12 protein-coding genes and 3 tRNA genes are annotated in these 16,109 nt (G+C 34.4%); 2 read left to right on the top strand and 13 right to left on the bottom strand.

Annotation, left to right across the window (positions count from 1 at the left end; translation table 11 throughout):
• The first annotated feature begins 364 nt into the window (after positions 1-364).
• Both K1X16_RS06405 and K1X16_RS06400 read left to right on the top strand, forming a co-directional pair.
• Positions 365-1,954, top strand: a complete 1,590-nt coding sequence (locus K1X16_RS06405; protein WP_225035464.1) for a peptide chain release factor 3 — start codon at positions 365-367, stop codon at positions 1,952-1,954.
• Between the two features lie 141 nt (positions 1,955-2,095).
• Complete coding sequence (locus K1X16_RS06400; protein WP_195872717.1) at positions 2,096-2,326, top strand: (4Fe-4S)-binding protein; 231 nt, start codon at positions 2,096-2,098, stop codon at positions 2,324-2,326.
• Between the two features lie 197 nt (positions 2,327-2,523).
• Here the strand turns inward: K1X16_RS06400 and K1X16_RS06395 are convergent, their stop codons facing one another.
• The 13 genes from K1X16_RS06395 to K1X16_RS06335 form a co-directional block, all read right to left on the bottom strand.
• Complete coding sequence (locus tag K1X16_RS06395) at positions 2,524-2,847, bottom strand: DUF3467 domain-containing protein (protein WP_225035463.1); 324 nt, start codon at positions 2,845-2,847, stop codon at positions 2,524-2,526.
• A gap of 128 nt (positions 2,848-2,975) precedes the next feature.
• The gene (gene rpoC, locus K1X16_RS06390) at positions 2,976-7,277 is read right to left on the bottom strand and encodes a DNA-directed RNA polymerase subunit beta' (protein ID WP_195872719.1); all 4,302 of its coding nucleotides are present in this window, start codon (positions 7,275-7,277) and stop codon (positions 2,976-2,978) included.
• A gap of 121 nt (positions 7,278-7,398) precedes the next feature.
• Positions 7,399-11,211 (bottom strand): DNA-directed RNA polymerase subunit beta, encoded by a 3,813-nt coding sequence (gene rpoB, locus K1X16_RS06385; protein WP_195872720.1) that lies wholly within the window; start codon positions 11,209-11,211, stop codon positions 7,399-7,401.
• 129 nt (positions 11,212-11,340) lie between these two features.
• Positions 11,341-11,715 carry a 50S ribosomal protein L7/L12 gene (gene rplL, locus K1X16_RS06380; RefSeq protein ID WP_195872721.1) on the bottom strand — a complete coding sequence of 125 codons (375 nt, stop codon included), beginning with the start codon at positions 11,713-11,715 and terminating at the stop codon, positions 11,341-11,343.
• Positions 11,716-11,772: 57 nt separating this feature from the next.
• On the bottom strand, positions 11,773-12,294 hold the full coding sequence (rplJ, locus tag K1X16_RS06375) for a 50S ribosomal protein L10 (protein ID WP_195872722.1): 522 nt from the start codon (positions 12,292-12,294) through the stop codon (positions 11,773-11,775).
• A 19-nt stretch (positions 12,295-12,313) separates the two neighbouring features.
• Positions 12,314-13,003, bottom strand: a complete 690-nt coding sequence (gene rplA, locus K1X16_RS06370) for a 50S ribosomal protein L1 (RefSeq protein ID WP_195872723.1) — start codon at positions 13,001-13,003, stop codon at positions 12,314-12,316.
• Between the two features lie 10 nt (positions 13,004-13,013).
• Positions 13,014-13,454: a 50S ribosomal protein L11 gene (gene rplK, locus K1X16_RS06365; protein ID WP_195872724.1), complete on the bottom strand. Its 441-nt coding sequence runs from the start codon at positions 13,452-13,454 to the stop codon at positions 13,014-13,016.
• A gap of 67 nt (positions 13,455-13,521) precedes the next feature.
• Positions 13,522-14,067, bottom strand: coding sequence for a transcription termination/antitermination protein NusG (nusG, locus tag K1X16_RS06360; protein ID WP_195872725.1), 546 nt, complete (start codon positions 14,065-14,067; stop codon positions 13,522-13,524).
• Between the two features lie 18 nt (positions 14,068-14,085).
• Entirely contained in the window at positions 14,086-14,280 is a 195-nt protein-coding gene (secE, locus tag K1X16_RS06355; RefSeq protein WP_195872726.1) for a preprotein translocase subunit SecE, read from the bottom strand.
• A gap of 49 nt (positions 14,281-14,329) precedes the next feature.
• Positions 14,330-14,402 (bottom strand) — tRNA-Trp (locus K1X16_RS06350).
• Positions 14,403-14,465: 63 nt separating this feature from the next.
• Positions 14,466-15,653: an elongation factor Tu gene (gene tuf / locus K1X16_RS06345; RefSeq protein WP_195872727.1), complete on the bottom strand. Its 1,188-nt coding sequence runs from the start codon at positions 15,651-15,653 to the stop codon at positions 14,466-14,468.
• A 70-nt stretch (positions 15,654-15,723) separates the two neighbouring features.
• Positions 15,724-15,795: transfer RNA gene (locus tag K1X16_RS06340), tRNA-Thr, on the bottom strand.
• 72 nt (positions 15,796-15,867) lie between these two features.
• Positions 15,868-15,940, bottom strand: a tRNA-Gly gene (locus K1X16_RS06335).
• Positions 15,941-16,109 lie beyond the last annotated feature (169 nt).

The raw sequence follows: 16,109 nt of genomic DNA, 5'->3' as shown, positions 1-16,109 counted from the left end.
TCTTACATTTTTATTCCTTAGTAAGATTTTTAAACCTGCATGATAAACCTCTCAGGACCAACCCGCTACAACACACTTTATTAGTAATTAAATTACTTCTGCAAAAAATTATAGTTGTTATCTCGAAATCAAATTGAATTAAGGCTTCTCTTTTAAATGAAAATGATTATTGCACATAACTTTTAAAAATTTTAAATTTGATTATTCTCAAAACGAATTGCATGTACCTATTTAAAAGATTAATTCATTGTTAAGTGTTATAATGTTTATTCAAGAATAGTTTCAATAGCTTATATAATTATTACGGTACTATAATTTATCTTATTATACTCCTATATTTGCACTCGATTTTTTAATTCAATTTATGAGCTTTTTAAAAGAAATAAACAGACGACGCACCTTCGGAATCATTTCGCACCCAGATGCTGGTAAAACAACATTAACAGAAAAACTACTTCTGTTTGGTGGAGCGATACAAGAAGCTGGCGCTGTAAAAAGTAATAAGATAAAAAAAGGTGCAACCAGTGATTTTATGGAAATTGAGCGTCAGCGTGGGATTTCTGTAGCAACTTCTGTTTTAGCTTTTGAATATAATGGTATTAAAATTAATATTCTAGATACTCCTGGTCACAAGGATTTTGCAGAAGACACCTTTAGAACTTTAACTGCTGTAGATAGTGTAATTGTCGTAATTGATGTCGCCAAAGGTGTTGAGGAACAAACTGAAAAATTGGTTGAAGTTTGTAGAATGCGAAACATTCCTATGATTGTTTTCATTAATAAAATGGATAGAGAAGGTAAAGACGCTTTTGACCTATTAGATGAAATTGAACAAAAATTAGGTTTAAAAGTGGTGCCGTTAAGTTTTCCTATAGGAATGGGTTACGACTTTAAAGGAATATACAACATTTGGGAAAAGAACATTAATTTATTCTCTGGTGATAGTCGAAAAGATATTGAAGAAACTATAGAGGTTTCAGATTTAGCATCTTCAGAATTAGATAATCTAGTTGGTGAAAAAGCCGCAAATACATTACGAGAAGAAATAGAGTTAGTTGAAGGTATTTATCCTAACTTCAATAAAGAAGACTATTTAAATGGTGAGCAACAACCTGTATTTTTTGGATCGGCATTAAACAATTTTGGTGTAAGAGAATTATTAGATTGTTTTGTAGATATTGCGCCAAAACCTCGACCTAAGAATAGTGAAGAACGTTTAGTAGAACCTGAAGAAGATAATTTTACTGGTTTCGTGTTTAAAATTCATGCTAACATGGATCCCAATCACCGAAATAGATTAGCTTTTATTAAAATTGTTTCGGGAGAATTTAAAAGAAACACACCGTACCTTCATGTTAGGCACAATAAAAAATTAAAATTTTCTAGCCCAAATGCCTTTTTTGCTGAAAAGAAAGAAATCGTAGACATATCATACCCTGGAGATATTGTTGGATTGCAGGACACCGGAAGTTTTAAAATTGGCGATACTTTAACCGAAGGCGAAATATTAAACTATAAAGGTGTTCCAAGTTTTTCACCAGAACACTTTAGGTACATTAATAATGCAGACCCAATGAAGTCTAAACAACTTTACAAAGGTATAGATCAGTTGATGGATGAAGGAGTTGCGCAATTATTTACATTAGATTTAAACGGCAGAAAAGTAATAGGAACAGTTGGTGCACTTCAATATGAAGTGATTCAATACCGATTAGAACATGAGTACGGAGCAAAATGTACTTATGAAAACTTGAATGTGCATAAAGCGTGTTGGGTTGAAACTGACGATGAAAAAAGTGAAGAATTTAAAGAGTTTTTACGTGTCAAACAACGTTTCTTAGCCAGAGACAAAAAAGATCAATTGGTATTTTTAGCAGATTCTATGTTTTCTTTACAAATGACGCAACAAAAGTACCCAAGTATTACGTTTCATATGACCTCTGAATTTGAATAAGAAGTGTGGTAATTTTTGATGTATACGTTAAAATACATCGCACTTTATCGAAGTTTTTTGTATTTTAGTCGTATATTATTTAAGTTTACTACATTAACAATACTATAAAATTAAGATTAACCCCAAACTAATCTACTTATTATGGATAATAACGAAAACGTTTTCAGTAACAGTAAGATTACTGTAACCTATGCACCTCGTTGCTGTACAAATGCAGGATTCTGTGCAAAACAATTATCAAGTGTTTTCAGAAGCTCTGTGATTCCCTGGATTGATTTAGAAGGTGCCCAAACTGATGTAATTATCAAGCAGATTAACAAATGCCCTTCTGGAGCTTTAAAATATCATTTAAACACTAAGGAAGTGGCTTAAATTTTAATAGTGAACTAAACAGAAAAACCTTTGAACAAATAATTCAAAGGTTTTTTTTATATCTAATAGTATTATATAATATAACTCTATCTAAGCTTGGCCTGTTGGTCCAAAATTCAATGGGATTGGAGGTTGCTCGTAATAAAATATTTCGAGAAACCTCTTAACTCAATAATTAATTAAAATTGAGTTCCGTATTAAGCTTGACCGGTTGGACCAAAATTCAGTGGAATTGGAGGTTGCTCGTAATCCTTAATTTCACCATGGGCGTTTTCAAAACGTGTCACATTCTCACCTAAGGCTTTTAATAATCGTTTTGCGTGCTGTGGCGTTAATATTATTCTAGACTTTACTTTGCTTTTTGGCGTACCAGGCATAATACTCACAAAATCGACCACAAATTCTGAAACCGAGTGATTAATTATTGCTAAGTTAGAATAGGTACCTTCTGCTACTTTTTCGTCTAATTCTATATTTATTTGTCCCTTTTTATTGTTTGGGTTCTTTTTTTCGTCTGCCATCGTAAACTTATTTACGCTTCCTTAAAGAAGGAAGTCTGATTAATTATTTTTTAAAACTATAAAAGCCTTCATGTAAAAATACAAGAAGGCTTTTAATTCATTTATTATTTTGAAAGAAAACTAGAGAATTAATTAAAATTCATCTCTTCCTTAGCTTTCATCATTTCATTAAACTCTTCTCTAGAACCTACAATGATGTTATCGTATTCTCTAACACCTGTACCAGCTGGAATTCTATGTCCAACAATTACATTTTCTTTAAGTCCTTCTAGTGAATCAACTTTACCATTTACTGCTGCTTCGTTAAGAACCTTTGTAGTTTCCTGGAACGATGCGGCTGAAATAAATGACTTAGTTTGTAATGAAGCTCTAGTAATACCTTGTAATATTGGAGTTGCAGTCGCAGGACTAGCATCTCTTGCTGTTACAAGATTCTTATCTTCTCTACGTAAGCTAGAGTTTTCATCTCTTAACGCTCTAACGGTTACAATTTGACCTGATTTTAAATTCTCAGAATCACCAGCATCTTCAACTACTTTCATTCCGAAAATCTTATCATTTTCTTCAATGAAATCTGATTTATGAACTAATTGATTTTCTAAGAAAATAGTATCACCAGAATCTATAATTCTAACTTTACGCATCATTTGTCTAACAACAACTTCGAAGTGCTTATCATTAATTTTCACACCTTGTAAACGATATACTTCTTGTACTTCATTTACTAAATATTGTTGAACGGCAGATGGGCCTTTAATGTTAAGAATATCATTTGGTGTAATTGAACCATCAGATAACGGCATACCAGCTTTTACATAATCATTTTCTTGCACAAGAATTTGATTCGATAATTTAACTAAGTATTTCTTAACCTCACCTAATTTAGATTCAATTATAATTTCGCGGTTACCACGTTTAATCTTTCCAAATGAAACTACACCATCAATCTCACTTACAACAGCTGGATTAGAAGGGTTACGTGCTTCAAATAATTCTGTTACACGAGGAAGACCACCGGTAATATCACCTGCTTTTGCAGATTTACGAGGTATTTTAACTAAAACCTTACCGATTTCAATTTTATCACCATCATCAATCATAATGTGTGCTCCTACAGGTAAATTGTATGAACGTATTGTTTCTCCTTTCTTATCTACAATTAATAAGGTTGGGATTAACTTCTTGTTTCTAGATTCAGAAATTACTTTCTCTTGGAAACCTGTTTGTTCATCAATCTCTACTTGATATGTAACCCCTTGTTCAATGTTTTCATACTTCACTTGACCAGCAAATTCAGATATAATTACACCGTTATAAGGATCCCATTGACACACTACATCGTTTTTCTTTAATTTATCTCCTGGTTTCACATAAATAAATGAACCATAAGGGATATTATTTGTACTTAAAACAATTCCTGTTTTAGCATCTACTAACTTAAGTTCAGAAGTTCTAGAAATAACAACATCTACTTCTTTTCCTTCACTGTCTTTAGATTTTACAGTTTTTAAATCTTCGATTTCTGCAATACCATCAAACTTAACTGTTAACTTGTTATCTTCAGAAATGTTACCAGCAATACCACCTACGTGGAATGTACGTAATGTTAACTGAGTACCTGGCTCACCAATTGACTGAGCAGCAACTACACCAACAGCTTCACCTCTTTGTACCATTTTACCAGTAGCAAGGTTACGACCGTAACAACTAACACAAATTCCTTTTTTAGCTTCACAAGATAATGGAGAACGTACTTCGATAGAATCTAAAGGCGAATCACCAATTTTCTTAGCAATAGCGTCATTAATATGACCACCAGCTTCTACTAATAATTCTTCTGTTAATGGATCATAAACATCATTTAATGATGTTCTACCCACAATTCTTCCTTCTAAACTCTCAACGATTTCTTCGTTTTTCTTAAGTGCTGAAACTTCGATACCTCTCAATGTACCACAATCTTCTTCGTATACAATTACATCTTGTGACACATCTACTAAACGACGTGTTAAGTAACCAGCATCGGCAGTTTTAAGAGCCGTATCTGCAAGTCCTTTACGTGCACCGTGAGTAGAGATAAAGTATTCTAAAATTGAAAGTCCTTCCTTAAAGTTAGAAAGAATTGGATTTTCAATAATTTCACCACCACCTGCATTAGATTTTTTAGGCTTAGCCATTAATCCACGCATACCAGTTAACTGACGAATTTGTTCTTTAGAACCCCTTGCACCAGAATCTAGCATCATAAACACCGAGTTAAATCCTTGTTGATCTTCTCGGATACGCTTCATAGACAATTCTGTCAACTCAGCATTTGTAGATGTCCAAATATCAATAACTTGGTTATAACGTTCGTTATTAGTAATAAGTCCCATATTATAGTTACCCATAATACCATCAACTTGCTTGTTAGCAGCATCGATCATTCCTTGTTTTTCTGATGGAATAATAATATCACCTAAACTAAATGATAATCCACCTTGGAATGCAAACTTATAACCTAAAGTTTTAATCTCATCTAAGAAATCAGCTGTTTCAGGTACACTTGTCTTTTTAAGAATACCGTGAATAATTTCTCTTAATGATTTTTTAGTTAAAACTTCATTTATATATCCAGCAGCTTCAGGTACTTTTTCGTTGAAAAGTACACGACCTACTGTAGTTTCAATAATTTGAGTTGTTAACTCTCCTTCTTCATTAAAATCTGTTGTTCTTACTTTAATTCCAGCATTAAGGTCAACTCTCTTCTCATTATAAGCGATATTCACTTCTTCTGGAGAATAGAATGTTAAACCTTCACCTTTAACTATAACCTCTGACGTTGTTTTTTTAAGTTTAGTCATATAATATAAACCAAGAACCATATCCTGAGAAGGTACAGTTACTGGAGACCCATTTGCTGGGTTCAATATATTATGTGAAGCCAACATTAACAACTGACATTCTAGAATAGCTTCTGGTCCTAATGGTAAATGCACAGCCATCTGGTCACCATCGAAATCGGCATTAAAGGCCGTACATACTAATGGGTGTAACTGAATTGCTTTACCTTCAATAAGTTTAGGTTGAAAAGCCTGAATACCAAGCCTGTGTAACGTAGGAGCACGATTTAAAAGCACTGGATGTCCTTTTAAAACATTCTCTAATATATCCCAAACTACAGGTTCTTTTCTATCTATAATTTTCTTTGCAGATTTTACAGTTTTTACAATACCTCTTTCAATTAGTTTTCTAATTACGAAAGGCTTATAAAGTTCTGCCGCCATATCTTTTGGCAATCCACATTCGAATAATTTTAATTCTGGTCCAACAACAATTACAGAACGTGCAGAATAATCAACACGCTTACCTAGTAAGTTTTGACGGAAACGTCCTTGCTTACCTTTAAGTGAATCTGATAATGATTTTAATGGTCTATTAGAATCTGTTTTTACTGCAGATGACTTACGTGTGTTATCAAATAATGAATCTACTGATTCTTGTAACATACGTTTTTCATTACGTAAAATAACTTCTGGTGCTTTTATCTCAACCAATCTTTTAAGACGGTTGTTACGGATAATTACACGACGGTATAAATCATTTAAATCAGAGGTTGCAAAACGACCACCATCTAAAGGCACTAATGGTCTTAATTCTGGTGGAATTACAGGCACAGCCTTCATAATCATCCACTCTGGTCTGTTCTCTCTATTTTCGTTAGAATCTCTAAACGCTTCAACAACTTGTAAACGTTTTAAAGCTTCTGTTTTACGTTGCTTAGACGTTTCGTTATTAGCTTTATGTCTTAAATCATAAGATAATTGATCTAAATCAATTCTAGCTAATAAATCGATAAGACACTCAGCACCCATCTTAGCGATGAATTTATTAGGGTCTGTATCGTCTAAATATTGATTTTCTTGAGGAATTGTTTCAAGAATATTTAAATATTCTTCTTCCGTTAAGAAATCCATTTTTTGAATTGGCTCACCTTCAGCATTCATAGCAATACCTGGTTGAATAACCACATAACGCTCATAATAGATAATCATATCTAATTTCTTAGATGGTAATCCAAGAAGGTAACCTATTTTATTTGGTAACGAACGGAAATACCAGATATGTGCTACAGGTACTACTAAGTTAATATGACCAACACGATCTCTACGTACTTTCTTTTCTGTTACTTCTACACCACAACGGTCACATACAATACCTTTGTAACGTATTCTTTTATATTTTCCACAAGCACATTCAAAATCCTTTACAGGACCAAAAATACGCTCACAGAACAAACCATCTCTTTCTGGTTTGTGTGTTCGATAATTAATAGTTTCTGGCTTTAATACTTCACCTCGAGATGCTCCTAAAACAGATTCAGGTGACGCTAAACCGATAGAAATTTTGTTAAATTTCTGAACTGTATTTTTATCTTGTCTTCTTGCCATGTTATTTTTGTTGTTTAGGCAGTTTTTGCAAACTGCCCTGTGTTTTTTTCGATTGTTGCGAAAAATTTTCGCGTTGTACAGACAAATCGCGACTTGTCTGTACGGAATAATTTATTCAAAATTATTCCTCCAATCTTATATCTAATCCTAAACCTTTCAATTCGTGCATAAGTACGTTGAATGATTCTGGTAGTCCTGGTTCTGGCATTGGCTCACCCTTAACGATTGCTTCGTAAGTTTTTGCTCTACCAATAACATCATCTGATTTTACAGTTAAGATCTCACGTAGTGTACTTGATGCTCCATAAGCTTCAAGTGCCCAAACTTCCATTTCACCAAAACGTTGTCCACCAAATTGTGCTTTACCACCTAATGGTTGTTGCGTAATTAATGAGTACGGTCCTATAGAACGTGCGTGCATTTTATCGTCAATCATGTGACCAAGCTTAATCATATAAATCACACCAACTGTTGCTGGTTGATCAAAACGATCTCCTGTTCCACCATCATAAAGATACGTATGTCCAAATCTTGGAATACCTGCTTCATCTGTATAGCCATTAATTTGATCTAAAGTAGCACCATCGAAAATTGGCGTTGCATACTTTTTACCTAAATCTTTACCAGCCCAACCTAAAACAGTTTCATAGATTTGACCAATATTCATACGAGACGGTACACCAAGTGGATTTAATACAATATCAACAGGCGTTCCATCCTCTAGGAAAGGCATATCTTCTTGACGAACGATACGAGCAACAATACCTTTGTTACCGTGACGACCTGCCATTTTATCACCAACTTTAAGTTTACGTTTCTTAGCGATATAAACTTTAGCTAATTTAATGATACCTGCAGGAAGTTCATCACCAACAGAAATTGTAAACTTCTCACGTCTTAATGATCCTTGAAGATCATTTTCTTTAATCTTATAGTTATGGATTAAATCGGCAACAAGTTCATTAGTATGGTCATCAGTTGTCCATTTTCCTGAAGTTAAGTGCGTATAATCATCAACAGCATTTAACATCTTTAAGGTATACTTTTTACCTTTAGGTATAATTTCTTCACCTAAATCGTTATAAATACCTTGAGCTGTTTTTCCGTTAACAATATTGAATAATTTTTCAACAACAATATTCTTAAGATCGTCAAATCTTTTATCGTAAGCATCTTCTAACTTTTCGATATCTTCTTTGTCTTGAGCTCTCTTACGTTTATCCTTTAGTGCTCTTGCAAATAATTTCTTATCGATAACAACACCATTTAATGATGGAGATGCTTTTAAAGAGGCATCTTTTACATCACCTGCTTTATCACCAAAGATAGCTCTAAGAAGTTTTTCTTCTGGAGTAGGATCTGATTCCCCTTTTGGAGTAATCTTACCAATTAAGATATCACCTGGTTTGATTTCCGCACCAATGCGAATCATACCATTTTCATCTAAATCTTTAGTTGCTTCTTCAGAAACGTTAGGAATATCATTAGTTAATTCTTCATTACCTAATTTTGTATCTCTAACTTCTAATGAATATTCATCGATATGAATAGATGTAAATACATCTTCTCTAACTACTTTTTCAGAAATTACAATCGCATCCTCAAAGTTATACCCTTTCCAAGGCATAAAGGCTACTTTCATATTTCTACCAAGTGCTAATTCACCGTTTTCAGTGGCATAACCTTCACAAAGTACTTGTCCTTTTGCAACTTTATCACCTTTCTCTACGATTGGTTTTAAGTTGATAGACGTTCCTTGGTTAGTTTTTCTAAACTTTACTAATGGATATGTTTTTGTGTCACTATCAAAGCTAACCATTGCAGCTTCTTCAGTACGTTCATATCTAATAGTAATTTTTTGAGCATCTACATACTCAACAGTACCAGCTCCTTCAGCATTAATTAATACTCTAGAATCTGACGCTACTTGACGCTCTAAACCAGTTCCAACAATAGGTGCTTCAGGACGTAATAATGGTACAGCCTGACGCATCATGTTAGATCCCATTAATGCACGGTTGGCATCATCATGCTCCAAGAACGGAATTAAAGATGCTGAAATCGATGCAATTTGGTTTGGTGCGACATCTGTATAGTTAACATTTACAGGGTCGATAACAGGAAAATCACCTTCTTGACGAGAGATAATTTTATCTGCTAAAATTTTACCATCATCATCAACATTAATTGTTGCTTGTGCAATTAACATATCTTCTTCCTCTTCGGCACTTAGATATGTTGGTGTATTTTTAATATCTACAACACCTTCCTCAACTTTACGGTAAGGCGTTTCAATGAAGCCCATTGAATTTACTTTCGCAAATACAGATAAAGAAGATATTAAACCAATGTTTGGTCCTTCTGGTGTTTCAATAGGACATAAACGTCCGTAGTGTGTATAGTGAACATCACGTACCTCGAAACCTGCTCTTTCTCTTGATAAACCTCCTGGTCCTAAAGCTGAAAGACGACGCTTATGCGTAATCTCTGCCAAAGGATTCGTTTGATCCATAAATTGAGATAGCTGATTCGTACCAAAGAAAGAATTTATTACAGACGATAAGGTCTTTGCATTAATTAAATCGATTGGTGTAAATACTTCGTTATCACGAACGTTCATACGCTCACGAATAGTACGTGCCATACGAGCTAAACCAACACCAAACTGAGAAGATAACTGCTCACCTACTGTACGTACACGACGGTTAGATAAGTGGTCAATATCATCAATCTCTGCTTTAGAGTTAATTAACTCAATTAAATATTTTATAATCGTTATAATATCTTCTTTGGTCAACACTTGTTTGTCCATTCCGATATCTAACTGTAATTTCTTGTTCATTCTGTAACGACCTACTTCACCAAGAGAGTAACGTTGGTCAGAAAAGAATAATTTGTCAATAATACCACGAGCCGTTTCCTCATCTGGCGGCTCAGCATTACGTAATTGACGGTAGATGTGCTCAACAGCTTCTTTTTCAGAGTTTGTTGGATCTTTCTGTAATGTGTTGTGAATAATTGCGTAATCTCCTTGTTGCGCACTTTCTTTATGTAAAAGAATAGTTTTTACTTCTGCTTCAAGAATTTCTTCAATATTATCTTTATCGATTTCAGTGTCACGATCTAATACAATTTCGTTACGCTCAATAGATACCACTTCACCTGTATCTTCATCAACGAAATCCTCGTGCCATGTATTCAATACACGTGCCGCTAACTTACGACCGATAACTTTCTTTAATCCAGATTTTGAAACCTTAACTTCTTCAGCAAGGTCAAAAATCTCTAAAATGTCTTTATCACGTTCAAAACCGATAGCTCTAAACAATGTTGTAACAGGTAATTTTTTCTTTCTATCAATATAAGCATACATTACTTGATTGATATCAGTAGCAAATTCTATCCAAGATCCTTTAAAAGGAATAACTCTTGCTGAATATAACTTGGTTCCATTTGCATGGAAAGACTGGCTAAAGAATACACCTGGTGATCTGTGTAACTGAGAAACAACTACACGTTCTGCACCATTGATACAAAATGTACCACTTGGTGTCATATAAGGAATAGTACCTAAATATACATCCTGAACAATAGTTTCGAAATCCTCATGTTCTGGATCTGTACAATACAACTTCAATCTTGCTTTTAAAGGCACACTGTAAGTTAATCCTCTTTCGATACATTCTTCTATAGAATATCTTGGTGGGTCAATAAAGTAATCTAAAAATTCTAATACAAATTGATTACGTGTATCTGTAATTGGGAAGTTCTCCATGAAGGTGTTGTATAAACCTTCTGTACCTCTTTCTTCTGACTTTGTTTCTAATTGGAAAAAATCCTGAAAGGATTTAATTTGGATATCCAAAAAGTCTGGGTAATCTGTCCTATTTACAATAGAAGAGAAATTAATTCTTTCAGCCTTTTTTGCTAACATTGATGAACGAGATTTTAATAAATAAAAACTAAAAAATGTATATAACGTTTATATACATAAAATGGTCTAAGTCTTATCCCGCAAAAAAATGCGGGATAAACCTAAACCTTGTAATGTAGAATGATAAGCTTATTTAAGCTCTACCTCAGCACCAGCTTCTTCTAACTGAGCTTTCAATGCTTCAGCTTCGTCTTTTGCAACACCTTCCTTAATTGGGCTTGGTGCATCATCAACTAAACCTTTAGCGTCTTTTAAACCTAAACCAGTTAATTCTTTAACTAATTTTACTACAGCTAACTTAGAAGCACCTGCTCCAGTTAAGATAACATCGAATTCTGATTGCTCTTCAGCAGCTTCGCCACCTCCAGCACCACCAGCAGCAACTGCAACTGCTGCAGCAGCAGGCTCGATACCATACTCATCTTTTAATATTGTTGCTAATTCATTAACTTCTTTTACTGTTAAGTTAACTAATTGTTCTGCGAAATCTTTTAAATCTGCCATTTTTCTATTGTTTAATAATGTGTGTTATAAATAATTTTCTATTGTGTAATTCTAATATTATCCTTCTCTTTCAGATAATGTTTTAACGATACCAGCAATGGTTCCTCCACCTGATTTAAGTGCAGAGATAACATTCTTAGCAGGAGACTGTAGTAATCCTACAATTTCACCAATCAGTTCTTCTCTAGACTTAATATCAACTAAGGCATCTAGTAAATCGTCACCAACGTATATTGATTCCTCAATGAAAGCACCTTTTAATAAAGGCTTTTCAGATTTTTTACGGAATTCTTTAATTACTTTGGCTGGAGCGTTTCCAGTTTCAGAATACATTACTGACGTATTACCTTTTAAAGTTGATGGTAAGTCACCGAAATCTTTTTCCGATGCATCCATTGCTTTTTCTAAAAGTGTATTCTTAACTACAGCTAACTTAATGTTAGACTTGAAACATGCTCTTCTTAAATTTGAAGTCGCTACTGCATCTAATCCAGAAATATCTGCTAAATAGATATTTGTATTATCTGCTAATTGAGCAGTTAACTCTTCAATTACTTGGGATTTTTCTTCTCTTGTCATAATATTCTAAGTTTAACTACTATCCTATTTTTGTATCAACTGCTATACTTGGACTCATTGTACTAGACATGTAGATGCTCTTTACATAAGTTCCTTTTGAAGCAGTTGGTTTTAACTTCATAATTGTAGACAATAATTCTTGAGCGTTCCCAATAATCTTATCAGTATCAAACGATGCTTTACCAATTGGTGCATGTACAATACCTGTTTTATCTACTTTAAAATCAATTTTACCAGCTTTTACTTCTGCAACTGCTTTAGCTACATCCATAGTTACTGTTCCAGTCTTAGGGTTTGGCATAAGACCTCTTGGTCCTAATACTCTACCTAATGGTCCTAACTTACCCATAATGCTTGGCATAGTAACGATAACGTCAACGTCTGTCCAACCATCTTTAATTTTCTGTAAGTATTCATCTAACCCAACATAATCAGCGCCTGCTTCTTTAGCTTCTGCTTCTTTATCTGGTGTTACTAACGCAAGAACCTTCATGTCTTTACCTGTACCGTGTGGTAATGAAACTACACCACGAACCATCTGATTGGCCTTACGTGGATCTACACCTAATCTGATTGCTAAATCGATAGAAGCATCAAACTTTGTGTATGTAATTTCTTTTAGTAAAGCTGAAGCTTCTTCTAAAGAGTAAGTTTTGTTACTATCAACCTTTGCTCTTGCTTCTTTTTGCTTCTTTGTTAATCTTGCCATTTCTAAAAATTTAGTTTGGAGCTTCTCCTCCTTTAACAGTGATACCCATCGATCTTGCTGTACCGGCAACCATTTTCATAGCTGATCCGATTTCAAAGGCATTTAAATCTACCATTTTGTCTTCAGCAATCGCTTTAACTTGATCCCAAGTTACTTTTGCTACTTTACGTCGGTTTGGTTCTCCTGATCCTTTCTTTAGTTTGGCCGCTTCTAATAATTGTACTGCTGCTGGAGGAGTCTTAATTACAAAATCAAATGATTTGTCTTTGTAAACTGAGATTGCAACAGGTAAAACTTTACCTTGCTTATCTTGTGTTCTAGCATTGAATTGCTTACAGAACTCCATGATATTAACTCCAGCGGCACCTAAAGCGGGTCCTACCGGTGGCGATGGATTCGCAGCACCTCCCCGAACTTGTAGCTTAACTACTTTGTCTATTTCTTTTGCCATTTCTTAATGTTTATTACGCCTATCTATAATTGGAAGCATAGATAATACGCTCTTTATGTAACAATTATTATACTTTTTCTACTTGCATATAGCTTAATTCTAATGGTGTCTTTCTTCCAAAAATCTTCACCATTACTTCTAGCTTACGCTTTTCTTCATTAATTTTTTCGATTGTTCCATCAAATCCATTAAATGGTCCATCGATTACCTTAACAGTTTCACCTTTAGTAAATGGAATTGCAACATTTGCATCTGCCTCTACAGACAATTCATCTACTTTACCTAACATTCTGTTTACTTCAGATTGTCTTAAAGGCACAGGATCACCTCCTTTTGTTTCACCTAAAAAACCAATAACGTTAGTGATTGATTTAATAATGTGAGGAATCTCACCACTTAAATTAGCTTGAACCATAATGTAACCCGGAAAATAAACTTTTTCTTTATTTATTTTCTTTCCATTACGAATTTGAATTACTTTTTCGGTTGGAACTAATACTTGATCTACAAAATCATCTAAACCTAATCTTGAAATTTCATTTTCAATATAAGTTTTAATTTTGTTTTCTTGACCGCTTACGGCCCTAACAACATACCATTTTTTTTCAGACATCTTCTTCTTGTATATTTGTTAGTGTATAAAATCAAAATAAGATTTTACTGCTCTACTAAAAACAGTATCCACTCCCCAAATAGCTAACGAAAAAATAATTGAAAACACTGCAACGATTACAGTTAGCCTTTGAGCTTCTGGCCAAGGTGTCCATGACACATTGTTCTTTAACTCGCCGAACGATTCTTTTATATATGTTATTAATCCTGCCATTTGATTATAATTTTATTTCGGATGTAAAACGCATCCAATTATACTTTTGCACGGGTTGAGAGACTCGAACTCACGACACCTGGTTTTGGAGACCAGTGCTCTACCAACTGAGCTAAACCCGTAAACAATAATCAAGGCATCCCGAAATATCGAGACACCTTAATTAAATATTTTAACTATAAAGTTTAGTCTAAAATTTCAGTTACCTGACCAGCACCAACTGTTCTACCACCTTCACGGATAGCGAAACGTAAACCTACGTTCATTGCAATTGTGTTAATCAACTCAACAGTAATTGTTAAGTTATCACCTGGCATTACCATTTCAACTCCATCAGGAAGCGCAATGTTTCCTGTTACGTCAGTTGTACGTACGTAGAACTGTGGACGGTAGTTATTATGGAATGGTGTGTGACGACCACCTTCTTCTTTCTTAAGGATATAAACTTCAGCTTTAAATTTAGAGTGTGGAGTTACAGATCCTGGCTTAGTAATTACCATACCTCTTGAGATTTGAGACTTCTCAATACCTCTTAATAAGATACCAGCATTATCACCAGCTTCACCTCTATCTAAGATTTGACGGAACATTTCGATACCAGTAATAGTAGATGTTAATTTCTCAGCACCCATACCGATAATCTCAACAGGATCACCTGTGTTAGCTACACCAGTTTCAATACGACCAGTTGCAACAGTACCACGACCAGTAATTGAGAATACATCTTCAATTGGCATTAAGAAAGGCTTGTCCATATCACGAGTTGGCTCTTCAATCCAAGCATCAACTTGGTTCATCAACTCTAATACTGTATCAACCCATTTTTGCTCACCGTTAAGTGCACCTAATGCAGAACCAGCTACTACAGGTCCATTATCTCCATCATATTCGTAGAAAGATAATAAATCTCTGATTTCCATTTCAACTAATTCTAACAACTCTTCATCATCAACCATATCCACTTTATTCATGAATACAACGATACGAGGAATACCTACCTGACGACCAAGTAAGATATGCTCACGAGTTTGTGGCATAGGACCATCTGTTGCAGCAACAACTAAAATAGCGCCATCCATTTGAGCAGCACCTGTAACCATGTTCTTTACGTAATCCGCGTGACCTGGACAGTCAACGTGAGCGTAATGACGGTTTAATGTTGCATATTCTACGTGAGACGTATTAATTGTTATACCTCTTTCTTTTTCTTCTGGAGCATTATCAATTTGATCAAATGATCTTGCTTCTGAATAACCTGCATCAGCTAATACTTTAGTAATAGCAGCAGTTAAAGTTGTTTTACCGTGATCTACGTGTCCAATAGTACCAATATTTAAGTGTGGTTTTGAACGATCGAAAGTTGCCTTTGCCATGTTTAATTTATTTTAATCTTATTATTATTAGTGTTCAATTGTTGTTCTAACTTTGTAACTTAGAAAAAAGAGCCAATGACGAGAATTGAACTCGTGACCTCTTCCTTACCAAGGAAACGCTCTACCCCTGAGCTACACCGGCATTTCATTTACGATTACCGATTAATTAGATTTACGAAGTGAAAATCACGCGTCTTAATTCGTAAATTTTTAGAGCGAGAGACCGGGTTCGAACCGGCGACATTCAGCTTGGAAGGCTGACGCTCTACCAACTGAGCTACTCTCGCATTCTATCAAAATTTTTACATTCTGAAAAGGTATTCAATATTTCAAATTTTCATGTTTATTTTAGATTACTTCTTTTTACTCGGTAATCCTAGATTGATGACCCAATCTAAACAATTTTTAAATACAACTTTACAAAAGCGAACCTTTAAAAATATTTGTGGGGAGAGC

This window comes from Winogradskyella sp. SM1960 (assembly GCF_020179375.1).
In the GTDB taxonomy this organism is placed as follows: Bacteria; Bacteroidota; Bacteroidia; order Flavobacteriales; family Flavobacteriaceae; genus Winogradskyella; species Winogradskyella marina.
The sequence above is the reverse complement of the archived record's forward strand: the minus strand, read 5'-3'. Positions and strand labels throughout refer to the sequence as shown.

What these genes read in the sequence shown, in the direction of transcription:
- K1X16_RS06395 (WP_225035463.1), bottom strand. Translation starts at nt 2,847, where the DNA reads ATGGCAGACGAAAAAAAGAACCCAAACAATAAAAAGGGACAAATAAAT.
- rplL (WP_195872721.1), bottom strand. Translation starts at nt 11,715, where the DNA reads ATGGCAGATTTAAAAGATTTCGCAGAACAATTAGTTAACTTAACAGTA.
- K1X16_RS06400 (WP_195872717.1), top strand. Translation starts at nt 2,096, where the DNA reads ATGGATAATAACGAAAACGTTTTCAGTAACAGTAAGATTACTGTAACC.
- secE (WP_195872726.1), bottom strand. Translation starts at nt 14,280, where the DNA reads ATGGCAGGATTAATAACATATATAAAAGAATCGTTCGGCGAGTTAAAG.
- rpoB (WP_195872720.1), bottom strand. Translation starts at nt 11,211, where the DNA reads ATGTTAGCAAAAAAGGCTGAAAGAATTAATTTCTCTTCTATTGTAAAT.
- K1X16_RS06405 (WP_225035464.1), top strand. Translation starts at nt 365, where the DNA reads ATGAGCTTTTTAAAAGAAATAAACAGACGACGCACCTTCGGAATCATT.
- nusG (WP_195872725.1), bottom strand. Translation starts at nt 14,067, where the DNA reads ATGTCTGAAAAAAAATGGTATGTTGTTAGGGCCGTAAGCGGTCAAGAA.
- rpoC (WP_195872719.1), bottom strand. Translation starts at nt 7,277, where the DNA reads ATGGCAAGAAGACAAGATAAAAATACAGTTCAGAAATTTAACAAAATT.
- rplK (WP_195872724.1), bottom strand. Translation starts at nt 13,454, where the DNA reads ATGGCAAAAGAAATAGACAAAGTAGTTAAGCTACAAGTTCGGGGAGGT.
- tuf (WP_195872727.1), bottom strand. Translation starts at nt 15,653, where the DNA reads ATGGCAAAGGCAACTTTCGATCGTTCAAAACCACACTTAAATATTGGT.
- rplA (WP_195872723.1), bottom strand. Translation starts at nt 13,003, where the DNA reads ATGGCAAGATTAACAAAGAAGCAAAAAGAAGCAAGAGCAAAGGTTGAT.
- rplJ (WP_195872722.1), bottom strand. Translation starts at nt 12,294, where the DNA reads ATGACAAGAGAAGAAAAATCCCAAGTAATTGAAGAGTTAACTGCTCAA.